14 protein-coding genes are annotated in these 11,070 nt (G+C 65.9%); all 14 read right to left on the reverse strand.

Translation table 11 applies throughout. From position 1 onward, the window contains the following. Window positions 1-2 precede the first annotated feature (2 nt). Window positions 3-365, reverse strand: coding sequence for a DUF2190 domain-containing protein (locus tag AAHM41_RS14095; RefSeq protein WP_342237182.1), 363 nt, complete (start codon window positions 363-365; stop codon window positions 3-5). Continuing rightward, window positions 358-1,485 carry a hypothetical protein gene (locus AAHM41_RS14100; protein WP_342237183.1) on the reverse strand — a complete coding sequence of 376 codons (1,128 nt, stop codon included), beginning with the start codon at window positions 1,483-1,485 and terminating at the stop codon, window positions 358-360. Before AAHM41_RS14100 ends, AAHM41_RS14095 begins: the two co-directional genes overlap by 8 nt. A 241-nt stretch (window positions 1,486-1,726) precedes the next feature. After that, window positions 1,727-3,145, reverse strand: coding sequence for a hypothetical protein (locus AAHM41_RS14105; protein WP_342237184.1), 1,419 nt, complete (start codon window positions 3,143-3,145; stop codon window positions 1,727-1,729). Between the two features lie 146 nt (window positions 3,146-3,291). Beyond that, window positions 3,292-4,587, reverse strand: coding sequence for a PBECR2 nuclease fold domain-containing protein (locus AAHM41_RS14110; RefSeq protein ID WP_342237185.1), 1,296 nt, complete (start codon window positions 4,585-4,587; stop codon window positions 3,292-3,294). Continuing rightward, a complete protein-coding gene (locus AAHM41_RS14115) occupies window positions 4,577-6,121 on the reverse strand; it encodes a DUF935 domain-containing protein (protein ID WP_342237186.1) in 1,545 nt (514 codons plus the stop codon). Before AAHM41_RS14115 ends, AAHM41_RS14110 begins: the two co-directional genes overlap by 11 nt. Beyond that, window positions 6,118-7,767 carry a phage terminase large subunit gene (gene terL, locus AAHM41_RS14120; protein WP_342237187.1) on the reverse strand — a complete coding sequence of 550 codons (1,650 nt, stop codon included), beginning with the start codon at window positions 7,765-7,767 and terminating at the stop codon, window positions 6,118-6,120. Before terL ends, AAHM41_RS14115 begins: the two co-directional genes overlap by 4 nt. 4 nt (window positions 7,768-7,771) lie before the next feature. Next, window positions 7,772-8,272: a DUF1804 family protein gene (locus tag AAHM41_RS14125; protein ID WP_342237188.1), complete on the reverse strand. Its 501-nt coding sequence runs from the start codon at window positions 8,270-8,272 to the stop codon at window positions 7,772-7,774. A 2-nt stretch (window positions 8,273-8,274) separates the two neighbouring features. Next, a complete protein-coding gene (locus tag AAHM41_RS14130; RefSeq protein ID WP_342237189.1) occupies window positions 8,275-8,871 on the reverse strand; it encodes a hypothetical protein in 597 nt (198 codons plus the stop codon). Beyond that, window positions 8,868-9,224 carry a DUF2730 family protein gene (locus AAHM41_RS14135; protein ID WP_342237190.1) on the reverse strand — a complete coding sequence of 119 codons (357 nt, stop codon included), beginning with the start codon at window positions 9,222-9,224 and terminating at the stop codon, window positions 8,868-8,870. The genes AAHM41_RS14130 and AAHM41_RS14135 overlap by 4 nt, the downstream gene beginning before the upstream one ends. Further along, window positions 9,224-9,448: a TraR/DksA C4-type zinc finger protein gene (locus AAHM41_RS14140; RefSeq protein WP_342237191.1), complete on the reverse strand. Its 225-nt coding sequence runs from the start codon at window positions 9,446-9,448 to the stop codon at window positions 9,224-9,226. Before AAHM41_RS14140 ends, AAHM41_RS14135 begins: the two co-directional genes overlap by 1 nt. Next, window positions 9,441-9,614 carry a hypothetical protein gene (locus AAHM41_RS14145; RefSeq protein ID WP_342237192.1) on the reverse strand — a complete coding sequence of 58 codons (174 nt, stop codon included), beginning with the start codon at window positions 9,612-9,614 and terminating at the stop codon, window positions 9,441-9,443. The genes AAHM41_RS14140 and AAHM41_RS14145 overlap by 8 nt, the downstream gene beginning before the upstream one ends. After that, on the reverse strand, window positions 9,577-9,780 hold the full coding sequence (locus AAHM41_RS14150) for a hypothetical protein (protein ID WP_342237193.1): 204 nt from the start codon (window positions 9,778-9,780) through the stop codon (window positions 9,577-9,579). The genes AAHM41_RS14145 and AAHM41_RS14150 overlap by 38 nt, the downstream gene beginning before the upstream one ends. Further along, window positions 9,777-10,298, reverse strand: coding sequence for a hypothetical protein (locus tag AAHM41_RS14155; RefSeq protein ID WP_342237194.1), 522 nt, complete (start codon window positions 10,296-10,298; stop codon window positions 9,777-9,779). The genes AAHM41_RS14150 and AAHM41_RS14155 overlap by 4 nt, the downstream gene beginning before the upstream one ends. Window positions 10,299-10,306: 8 nt before the next feature. After that, window positions 10,307-10,801, reverse strand: coding sequence for a glycoside hydrolase family 24 protein (locus AAHM41_RS14160; protein ID WP_342237195.1), 495 nt, complete (start codon window positions 10,799-10,801; stop codon window positions 10,307-10,309). Window positions 10,802-11,070 lie beyond the last annotated feature (269 nt).

An 11,070-nucleotide genomic window follows, 5' to 3' on the forward strand; every position in this document is an offset into this window, starting at 1 on the left:
GGTTAGGCGGCGACGCCGCGATCGAGGAGAACGGAGCCGATGTCGCCGAGGACGCCGGTGGCCATCGCCTGGCCGATGACGCGATTGCCGGCGGCGGCGACCACCGCTCGGCCCTGGGCGTCGGCGGTCAGATCGGCGCCGCGCGTCACGGGGCCGCCGTATTCGACCTCGGCCACACCGGTCAGGACGACGTCGCAGGAGATGTCGACGGCGCCGGCGCCGAGCATGTCGACCACGCCGATGGACTTGTCGGCCGGCGCGGTCGCCAGGGCGACGTGATCATCATCGGCGCCGAACTTGACGATGCGGTAGCCGGCGAAGGCCGCCGCGGCGAAGAAGGTCTTGACCAGGCCATGGTTACGCACGGCGGGCCTCCCCGTTGGTGGTGACGTGGTCGACCGCCGCGGCGAAGCTGACGGTGTGGCCCAGCTGCGCCCGCTCGGCTTGGTACTTGGCCGCCCGATCTGCGATCTGCTGGGCGCTCTCCTCGGCTGGCCGGCCGCCAGCTTCGGCGACCTCGCCGAACGCGACGGTGGGCGCCAGGCGGGAGAGGAACCGGCGAAAGTAGCCGGCCGGCGTCTCCTTCTCGTAGCCGGCGGCGAAGGAGACCGTCTCGCTGTCGTCCAGATGCGCCAGGAAGGCGGCGACCTCGGCCTTGTGGCCGGCCGGAACTCGGTTCTGGGCGACCAGGCTATCGATGAAGGCGGTGTCGGCGGCCTGGCGCCGCTCGGTCTCCTGCGCGGCGAAGGCGGCGAGCTGCCGATCCTTTGCCTGGCTCTCCTGGCGCAGCCGTTCCAGCTCCGCCTTGTCCGCATCGGACATCGGGGTCTCCGTGATGGTGGTGGTGTCGGTGGTGGCGGCGGCTGGCGCCGCGTAGGCGACCCGGTTGGCCGCCGGGTCATCGGACTTGGCCGCCTCCTCCGCGAGGAAATCCAAGTCCCAGGTCGGGATCACCTGGTCGGCCGTCTCCAGCCCTTCCCTGCCGATCATCCAATCCCGGATACGGCGGAAGATGCTGGCGACCGTCCGTTCGGCCCAGGCGAACTCGACCGTCTCGGCCTCGTCCTCGGCCGCGAACCGCACCGGCGGCAGCCCTTCGACCGCCGGCGGGTGGGCGCCGAGGAAGCCGACATGCTTGAGGTACCACGTGCCGGGCACCGGGTTGCCCTTCGCCTCGGGGCGATAGAAGCAGGCCGAGACATTCTCGTACCGGCCGTCATTGACGAGCTGGGCGAAGGCGGCCTCGACCCGCTCGGGCACCACCCGCAGGGTGTTGCCGGAGGCTTCGACCTTGCCGACCCAGCCCCAGGCCGGGTCCTCCGTCTTGGGATGGCCAATCACCAATGGCGCCGGCCGGACGGCCGGGTCGTAGGCGGCGGCCGACGCCGCGAGATCCGCTGCCGTGATCGTGACGCGGGCGCCGCTGGCATCCGTGCGGGTGCCGGCGCGGAAGGCGTCGAAGGGATTGAGCGGGGCGTTGGGCACAGGAACCTCGATCGGTGCGGGATCGAGGGCTGTGATAGGATGCGGGGCCAAGCACGAATTGACCCAATGACGTTGGGTCAGGGCCGCCTTTTATGGCGCGGTCAGGCTGACTTCTTGCACCGAACCCGTCCACCCATGCACATCATCGTCGCTAACGGGGGGCTAACGGGGGGTATAGCCGGTCTGACGCCTTGGTGGTGCAGGCATGCCTACAGCCCATCGATCCGCAGGCTGATGCCTTCTACGCTGAACCTAGCAGCAGTAACCGATCGACGTCCTCCGGTTTACGATACTCGGGGTTCCGCAGAAGGATTAGCAGCAACTGCCTGAGCATTTCTGTAGCGGCCACATCCGGCATTTCGCTCGCCATCTCGCCCAGAACGTTGGTGGGCGTCGGTCGCCTCTGCGATAGACCGCCGTGAACGATCTTCGATCTGCGATTGTAAAGTTCCTTCACGGCTCGAAAGACTTCGGCCTTGGTTCGCTTTTCCGAAGAATCTAGGCCAGACAGAGCAGCGATTCTGAGGGCGAGCTTGTGAGCGATTTCCTGACTGTTTTCGGACATCAAAGCCTCTAGTCCAATAGCCGCATCGATAATCGAATCATCTCGATTGTCGCGCAGAAGACTTGTTGAGTATCGTCGAAGAGCTACTTCAAAACGATTGTCATCCAATCGGTTCAGAGTTTCAATCAGGTCTCCGGCTTCCTGAAATGCTTCAGGTAATAGCCCTTCGTGTGAATGCATCCAGCCAAAATTATCATGCTGAGATGGATATCTGCGGATAGAAAAACCGTAACATTCAATCAAATCAGCATCGAAATCGAGGCACCACCCGTGCGGGACGCAGAAAATCTGCGCATAACCAAGCGTCTCTTCGGAGCACATCCGGAGGATCGAGAATATTCGGTCAAATTCAGCTATTGGGTAGCTAAACCTCGTTGCAAGACTTTGCTCAGCGGACAAAATATTCGAATTGCCTGTCCAATGGTAAAATTTTATCACCAGAGCATGTGTGCTGCTCTGCACCACAGACTGATGGGCGCCGGATCCATGATCTACACAACCATATCGTGCTTTTTGCAGATTTCTACTCATCCTGGTAATGAACATTCTTTTATTGATCCTCACTCTCTCGAAGTCAAAACGAGATATGGCAAAAGGAATTATAATGCGAAATAAAAGATCCTTTGATAGAATGCCATTTCCAATCATAGACAAAATCTTCGATAAATCAGAATCATTAATACTGTTGTGCCAGCTTGAAACGTGAAAATAGTGGTCTGCCGTGTTAGCTACGCACTTCAGAAATAGAAATGTTGGATCCTTTTGTGTCGCCGATGGAAATGAGAAATATTCAGCCAGATCCGGAGTGTCTCGGATAAAATGCAAAGCATTCTCGCATTCGGCCAAATTCTCCAACCCGGCGTATGGCGTGAGAAGGCCGGCGCCAGCGATCATGCGGCTATAATCAGGAGGAGAATTTGGCGGATGAATCTCGAAATTTGGGTAGGGATCGTACTTGGTTACATCCGGATAGTAGGATCGCCTCGGAGGCTTTTCTCCTTGATTCAGCCGTTCTATAATTTCTGCCACCACCCTCCGACAAGCTAAACTAAATAGCGTGAAGAAACGTGATGATGTTTGTTCGTCCAAATCCATAATACACCAATCTTGCAATTCACGATTGAGTCAACATTCGGTCTGCGATGATTTTACTTGGAAAACTAAACAATGTTTCAGTCGCCTTCCGATGGTGCCGTGTGAATGCAACGAATGATTGAGGGCGGATGGCCGGTCATCTTCCTTCAACGCCGATACAAGAGAACCCCGTAGCGTGCCTGATCGAAATCCGCAGAGCTGGCGGACGGCGCCAGGCGAGTGACATACCAACCCTTAGATGTCCACTCGAACACTGCCACCCTCCCGCTCCGCTCGTCCATGTCGAATCGCCTAACATAGCGACGCTGCAAGACATAGTGCGGGGGCTGTCCAGACAGAGCCGCGTCGATCCACCCCAGCCAGATCTCATCTGGGTCCTTCAGGGCCGCAACGAGTGCGAGCAGCAAATTCTCCCGACCCTTCTTTGCCACCTTGAAGGTCCCATCGTAGTTGCGGAACAGCTCGTCCGTGATGACCGTTCGGGTGCCGCTGGGATCGCGCCACAGCACGGGTTGCCCAATGTCGCCGCCAAACTCCCGCAAGAAGGCGCGGACATAGTCTTCCTCCGCCAGACCCGCCGGGAGCTTCGACACTGGCGGCAACGGGGTGGAGGGCAGAGGCGGCAGCTGCGGAATTGGTGTCGAGCCGGGCACTGCATCTAGCTGCGAGGGTGGCGCACCTGGCGCCGACGGGTTCGGAGGCGCCGGTGGCGGCAGCGGCTTCCGCAGCTCGGCCGGGGTGACACCCCGCAGCCAGGAGTCGCCGGGGTTGTATCCGAAGCCGGTGTCGATGCCCTTGGGCGTCCAGACCGTCTCGGCGGTGCCGTCCGGTGCGCGAACCTCGCGCGGCTCCATCTCGATTGCGGGCGGTTCGAGCGTGACCTTCAAGCCGAACCGCTTGAGGTCCCGCTCCGACAGGGTCTGGGCATGACACCGGCAATTCCAACCGTTCGGCGGCCAGTGGGTTTTCCACCAGGGATGGTCGATCGGCAGGATGATGTCGTGCCAGGCATAATGCTCCGGCCTGGTGCGCGCATCGTGGACATCGACATAGCGGGCATAGGGCCTGGTCGCCTTCAGCCGCTGGGCCTGCTGCCACCGGCCGGAGCTGTAGGCCATCCGGGTGTTCATCTCGAAGATGAGCCGGCTGCGCCAGTTCCGGCTGCCGTGATAGGCCCAGCCGTGCTGTGCGACGATGCGGTCGAAGTCCGCGCGGAAGGTCTCCAGCCTGCCGCCGGCCGAGATCGCGCGGTCTAGCGCCTGCCGGAAATCCGCCAGCAGCGCATCCGATGTGGCACCGGCAACGGTGAACGCGCGGGTGTGCGCTTGATGCATCAGGTCCGACCAGCTGTTGGTCGGCAGGTTCACCTTGCTGCGGAAATAGTCGATCGCTTCGGTGAAGTGGACCGGCGTCGCCGAGACCGGGACGGCTTCACCGGCCATCGAGCTGGTCGCCCATGCCGGTCAGCGCCGAGAGCGCCAGGCTGTCGCGCAGCAGCTCGGCCAGGCCGTCGATCGGCATGGTCGACTCCATCCGCGCCAGGCGCGCGGCGAACTGGACCGGGGTCTCGCGGAGACGAATGGACTCGTCCAGCTCGGTCTTGATCGCATCGATCATCTGGTCCAGCGCCGGCCCGGCCGCCTCCTCGACCTGATCGACCAGGTGGTCAGCCGGATCGGGGGCCGGATCGCGCTCGGCCGGCGTCGCGAAGGCTGCCGGCTGTGGCGTGCCCCCCGGCGCCGGCAGCGGCTGTGGCTCCGGCCGGCCGACGAAGAACCACCGCCCTCTGGCCTGGTCGATGAACTCGGCCCCCGCGTCCTCGGGCTCATAGCCGGCCCGGCGCATTTTCTCGACATAGTCCACCGCGGCCGATAGTGCGTCGGTCTCGGCCTTGTCGGTTTCCGCATTCTCCTTGCGGTTCTCCGGCCGGGGGCGCCAGACGGTTGGCGGCGCTGCGTCCGGAAAGTTGGCCTCGGCCAGCCAGGTTAGCAGCTGGCCGTTCAGCGTGGCCGACAGCTCGTCGCAATCGCCGTCGCAGAGATCCTCGCGGACCTCGTTGTGGGTCTGGCTGGCGGCCCGGCTGCCGGCCTGGCCGACATTGGTCGAGAGGGTCTCGCCGAGAATGGCCTCCGAGATCTGCTCGTCCAGATAGCGGCAGAAGCCCTCATAGGTGTTGACGCCGGCGCCTTTGGCCGCGTCCAGCAGCTCGACCATGGTCCCCTCGGGGACCGCAATTGCGCCGTCCTGACCCAGGCCGATCAGGGCCTTGAGCAGCTCGCGGGGATCTTCGCCGGGGCCGGCGGTGCCCTTGATGAAGGGCATGCCGAACCGCTCGCAGAACTTCGCCCAGAACTGCAGCGAGTTGCGCTTGAAGAAGATCGGCCAGAACAGCCGGTGCCCGAGACCGAGGCCGTAGGGATCGAAGCTGGTGCCGAACCGGTGCACCAGGAACTTGCGCGGCGGCAGCGCAATCCCGTCGAGCTGGTTTTCCGGGGTTAGAAGCCGCAGCTCCCAATCCCGATTGAACACGAAGCGGCGCGGGTCACGGGCCTTGGCCTCGACCGGCACGGCGAAGCCGTCCCGCATCTCCCAGATCACCTCGGACACCGCGTAGCCCTTCAGCTGGGCGTCCAGCAGGTCGAGGCACAGCTTGTCGAAGGACAAGCCCCATTCGCCGTCCAGGACGCGCTCCGCCAGCTTTGCCGCCTGCTTGTCGGCCCGCCGCGGCCCGCCCGGCGTCACCGACCATTCACGAGCCACCACGGCCCGCTTGCGCTTGTCCAGCACGGCGCCGGCGCGCGGGTCGCGCGCCAGGTCCTCATACAGCTTGAGCCCCTTGCCGACGCTGCGCTGGGCCAGGATGTCATCCTGCGGCCGGAGGGTGTCGCCCCAGCCCAGGAGGGTGATGTCCAGCTTCGCGGTCGCGATCTCGCGGGTGCGGGTGACGGCCGGCGCCGTGGCGGAGGTGTCGGTCATGGCTGCTGGAACCCGTTGTGGATCTGCTCGTAGGGCATCGGCCGCGGGCCGGCGCGCTGGATGCCGGCGGTCATGCGCATGCGCTTGATCGCCAGGACCCAGAGCATTTCGAGACAGTCGGGGCCGTCATCGTGATCGCCCTTGGGGAAGTGCCGCAGCTGGTCGAGCAGCACGGTCTGGGACGGGTGGAAGCGGATCAGGCCGTTGGCGACATGCGGCTGCAGGCTCTCGATCCTGAGGGCTTTGTCCGATTTCGTCATGATCGGCACCGCTGGCACGGGCACACCGCGCTCGGCCGAACGGCGCACCAGCTCGGTGCGGAAGAACTCCTGGAACTGGACGGCCTCGACGCCCCAGACCAGGCACCGGTGCTCGCGCTGCAGGGCGATCACGTCCTCAATGATCTTGTCCGGCAGCCGCCGGGCGATCCGGGCCTCGACCACGTCGAGGATGCCGGTCTCGCGATTGAGGCCGCCGACCAGGAGGGCGGACGGGTCGCGCCCCCGGTTCTGCTTGCCCAGGGACGGGTCGCAAGCCCCGAACATCATCCAGTGGCCGAGGCGGTTCACCCAGAACGTCACCTTGCCGAACAGCGCATCCTCGCTGCTGACCGGGTCGTTCTGATACTCGCAATCGAACGGGCCGACCTTGATCCGGACCCGAATCTTCATCAGCTTGACGAAGGGCTGGACGGTCGGCCACAGCACCTCGGCGCCGGCGTCCATCAGCTCCCGGTTCTCGGCATAGAAGGCGTCCGCCGCCGCCTCGTCCTCGTTGCGGAGGGCTTCCTCCCACCGCTCCCAGAGGTCCATCCGGTCGGGCCAGCGGCCAATCGCGCGGAACACCGTGGCGCGCCACAGCGGGTTCCGCAGCTTGCGGCTCAGCACCGCGTCATAGTGCAGGACGGTGCCGACATAGATGATGTCCATGGAGCCGTCCGGCGGCCCCAGCGGCTCGACCGCCTTGTCGATCCAGGCTTCGAGCTTGTCGCGCTGCTCCGGCGAGCGGACGTTCTCGTCGTTCTCCAGATCGTCCAGCCAGCACAGATCCGGCCGATAGGCGCCGTGGCGCACGCCGCGCAGCCGCTTGCCGCTGCCGTACGCCTGCACCTTGACCTGGTTGCGGGTGACGATGACGCCGACCTGCCACACCCGGCCCTGGCCGACCGCATCGGGGAAGTCCTGCGCCAGGCGCGGATTGACCTCCAGCTCGACCTTGATTCCTTCCAGGATGGCAGCGGCTTGGTCGCTGGCGTCCGACATCACCACCGGGAACCGCTTGTACCCGTAGACGATGCACCAGAGGATGAACATCTGGCCGTGCGTCGTCTTAGCGTTGCCGCGCGGCGCCGCGATGGCCTCGCGGGCGCCCGCCGACTTCCCCGGGGTGTGGATCAGCCCCGGCAGCCGCTCATAGAGCCAGGTGTGGAAGCCGCTGGCGGCGCTGGTGACGTAGTGCGGGAAGTAGGTCGCGCAGAAATAGCCGAAGTCGGTCGCTGCCCGCTTCTTGCGCTCTCGCTGCGCCACCGGGTCCGGGCTGAAGCCCTGGACCTTGTTCTCGATCTCCTGGCGGATCTCGGCCGACAAAGCCGCCATCGCCGCCAGGAAGTCGGCGCTTTTCGCTTGTTTCGAGGCGGGCTTCGCCATGGCCTCACCCGTAGCGCTCGGCCACGTGGCCGGCGAACGGCTCCAGCACCTCGGCCAGGGCCTCTGAGTGCTGGGGGAACTTCTCACGGACGAACACGGCCAGCAGCTGCAGCAGCTCGGTCGCGACGGCATAGCGGCCGAGATCCGGCGCGGCCTTGGCGACGGCCGCCATCGTCTTGTGGAAGGCGTCCGAGAGCCGGCTGATGGCCTCGGCCTTCTCCAGCGGCGCGACGTCGCCGGCGTCCTTCAACTGCTCCATGGTCGCCTGGTGCAGGACCAGGAAGTCGGCCAGCACGATCTGGGCGATCATCCCCGCACCGGAGGTCGACAGGGCGGCGGCGCCGCGCGCCTTGTCCCAATCGTCGCCCATGGCGGCGGCCAGGCTCTTCCACCGCCGAACGGTGGCCACCGCGACATCGTGCTTGGCCGATGCCTGCTCCAGCGACATCCGCTCGTAGATGTAGGAGCCGCGGACAGCCGTCTTGATCTCCTGGGCGTGCGCCATCGTCAGCGCTCCAGGATCGAGCGCGCGGCCAGCGCCCCGGCCCGCAGGGCGGCGCCATAGGACGGCTTGCGCACGCCAGGCACCACCTCCCGGCCGGCGGCGACATCGGCACCGCGGCTGGTCAGCACCAGCATGGTGTCGGTCGCGCTGGCGTCGAGCAGGCCCGCGCCGACCAGGAACGAGACGTCGGCCTCGACCTGGGGCCGGCTGGCGGCCATCGCGAGACTGGCCAGGCGCGAGCAGAGCCAGTCGAGATTGGCGACGGGGGCCACGCCGGGCCAGGCGCGCCGACCCTCGGCCACCTCGGCGCCGCGCTCAGTGACGGCCAGGGTGTCGACGCCGCTCTGGTCTCGGCCGGCGCCGGCCAGGCCGTGATCGGCCAGCCAGGCGCCATGGGCCAGCACCTTGTCGCGCAGGATCGGCGCGCCGGCATCGGCGGTCAGGTCGCGCAGCAGCGAGACGTTCCCGGCGCCCTGCGGCAGCAGCGCCAGCAGCGCGAGAATGAGCAAGCGTTCGCGCTCCTCGGCCGGCAGATCGGCGAGGCAGCGCAGGATGGCGAGGCGGCGATGCTCGGCCAGGCGCACGGCAAGCGGGATCATTTGTCACCTCGACCCAGCAGATGGTTGGTCAGCATCCCGAGTTGGTCCGAGATCGAGCTGAGCGCCCCGGTGTGCCCCTCGGACTTGGCATTCAGCTTCTCGATCGAAGCGTTCTGGACCGCCACGGCGGCCTGCAGCGCCTTCATGTCGTCGCTCGTCGGCATGTGCTTCATCCGCTCCCCGATGAGGACAGTTTCGCGCTCCAGCTGGTCGACACGGTTTGCCAATCCCCCGACATCGGTCTTGAGGGCGAAGCGCTGCGCCAGGACCAGCAGCGCCAGGTTGGCCAGGATCGTCAGAAGCCCGATCACCCACAGCCAGTGATGCCGCACTGCGTCGAAGAAGCCGTCCATCAGCGCCCCCCGCGCTCGATCGAGGATTGGCAAGGGGCGCAGCGGCGCGCCCAGGGTGCGGCCCTGCGGCGTGCGGTCGGAATCGGCTCCCCGCAGCCGTCGCAATCGCGCGGCCCGGTATCCTCGGCTGCCGCCTCGCGCCGGCGGCGGACCCGGTGCGGATCGAGCGCCTCCGATTGGAAGCGCTCGACCAGCTCGGCCGCGCGGTCGATCTCGTCAGCCACGGCACGCCTGCAGCTGGGCGTCGAGGCGCTTGAGATCCTGGTACCAGACGCGGGTGGCGGGCTTGGGCGGCGGCGCCGCGAACTCGTCCGCAACGCCGGCGCCGGCCGGCGGGAACGCCGGGCAGACGCTAGCGCCGCTGCCGCAGCCAGTCGTCAAGCTCGCCATCAGGCACATCAGGGCGGGAAGCGATTTCATTCTGTTTCGCCAGGGTCTCTGCGTCGCTCTGGGCCTTGTCGCGCTCCGCGCGGGCGGCCCCCAGCAGGGTTGCCAGGAAGGCCGGCAGCAGCTCACGTATGAGCGCCGCCAGCCCCTTGAACAGGTCGGTGATCACGCCGCGGCCGGGACGAGGCCGCCGGCCGGGCTCGCGGCCGAGGCGGCTCCCGGCTTCTCGCGGGTCAGTCGGAACAGCCCCTCCAGCAGCAGCCGGACCTCGTCCGGAGACGCCCCGAGCCGCTTGATCGCGCCGCGGGCGTTGGACTGCACATAGGTCAAGGCGCTGGCGATGATCTCGCTCTTCACGTCGACACTGCTGATGTCGTCCTTGATCTGCCCTTCGGCCCACTCGAAACCACGGAGCGCCGTGGCATGGAGGTGGTCGCGGGCCTGCACGGCGAGATCCTCGGCCTTGCTGTTGCCGGCCAGGTGCAGCCAGCGCAGCACCAGGCCGGCGACGCCCGAGATCAGGACATCGATCACCACCATCAGGTACTCGCGCACAAGCGCCGCAGTCGGCGAGAAATCCACCGTGGTGCCGTCGCCGGCGATGGCCGCCGTACCGGAGACGATGAGGGAGACGACGAGCAGCGCCACGAACGCCGCCCAGATGGCCATGGGCCGCAGGGAGATCATTTCTGCTCCTAGAGGGTGGTGGTGTCGGACAGGGCGCCCCCGGCGCGGACATAGACGCCGAGCAACGCCTCGAGCTTGTGTTCGCGCTGGCCGTAGCCGGCGCCGGGGAGGCTGGCCCAGATGTTGCGGCAGCGGTCGATCGCCTCCGCGATCCGCCCGCCTTTGATCACGTCGAGCGCGCGCCGGCCGCGGATCAGCTCCACCGCGGCGAGGTCCTGCGATTCCGGCGTGAAGTCGGGAAGGCGCAGCCGCTTCGCCAGATCATCCCAGGTTCGGGCCAGGAACTGGTATCGGCCGGCGGCGCTCGACTTAATCTGGTACCGGGGAAGCCAGACGAGCTTGCGCGGATGCGCCAGGTAAGATTTCAGCAGCTCGCCGCCGACGATGACGTTGTAGCCGTCATCACTGCCCGCGATCGTGCTGGTGCCCTCCGAATACGCGAGGGTGTCCAAAAACGCGGCGAGGTTCGAAGAGCCAAGGTCGATAGGCGACAGGCGCGGCATGGTCGGGCACAGCTCCGCAGAGGGGGCGGCTCGGCCGCCTGGTGCCCGAAATAAAAGCGCCGCCTCGGGGGCGGCGAATTGACCCAACGGAGTTGGGTCAGGGTGCGTTTGGGGTTCGCGAAGAGCGTACGACGCTTCTTATATAACGCCAATGCCTTCGGGCCGGCGGGCGCTTCCGTCTCAAGCCGGCCAACAGATCGAATCCGCGGGTCGCGTCAAAGGCCCCAACGACGTATCTCAGAGCCTGACCCGAAACTCGGGAAAGGTCG

Source organism: Inquilinus sp. OTU3971 (genome assembly GCF_038440215.1).

What these genes read in the sequence shown, in the direction of transcription:
- AAHM41_RS14145 (WP_342237192.1), bottom strand. Translation starts at nt 9,614, where the DNA reads ATGGCGAGCTTGACGACTGGCTGCGGCAGCGGCGCTAGCGTCTGCCCG.
- terL (WP_342237187.1), bottom strand. Translation starts at nt 7,767, where the DNA reads ATGGCGAAGCCCGCCTCGAAACAAGCGAAAAGCGCCGACTTCCTGGCG.
- AAHM41_RS14135 (WP_342237190.1), bottom strand. Translation starts at nt 9,224, where the DNA reads ATGGACGGCTTCTTCGACGCAGTGCGGCATCACTGGCTGTGGGTGATC.
- AAHM41_RS14155 (WP_342237194.1), bottom strand. Translation starts at nt 10,298, where the DNA reads ATGATCTCCCTGCGGCCCATGGCCATCTGGGCGGCGTTCGTGGCGCTG.
- AAHM41_RS14105 (WP_342237184.1), bottom strand. Translation starts at nt 3,145, where the DNA reads ATGGATTTGGACGAACAAACATCATCACGTTTCTTCACGCTATTTAGT.
- AAHM41_RS14130 (WP_342237189.1), bottom strand. Translation starts at nt 8,871, where the DNA reads ATGATCCCGCTTGCCGTGCGCCTGGCCGAGCATCGCCGCCTCGCCATC.
- AAHM41_RS14115 (WP_342237186.1), bottom strand. Translation starts at nt 6,121, where the DNA reads ATGACCGACACCTCCGCCACGGCGCCGGCCGTCACCCGCACCCGCGAG.
- AAHM41_RS14160 (WP_342237195.1), bottom strand. Translation starts at nt 10,801, where the DNA reads ATGCCGCGCCTGTCGCCTATCGACCTTGGCTCTTCGAACCTCGCCGCG.
- AAHM41_RS14125 (WP_342237188.1), bottom strand. Translation starts at nt 8,272, where the DNA reads ATGGCGCACGCCCAGGAGATCAAGACGGCTGTCCGCGGCTCCTACATC.
- AAHM41_RS14110 (WP_342237185.1), bottom strand. Translation starts at nt 4,587, where the DNA reads ATGGCCGGTGAAGCCGTCCCGGTCTCGGCGACGCCGGTCCACTTCACC.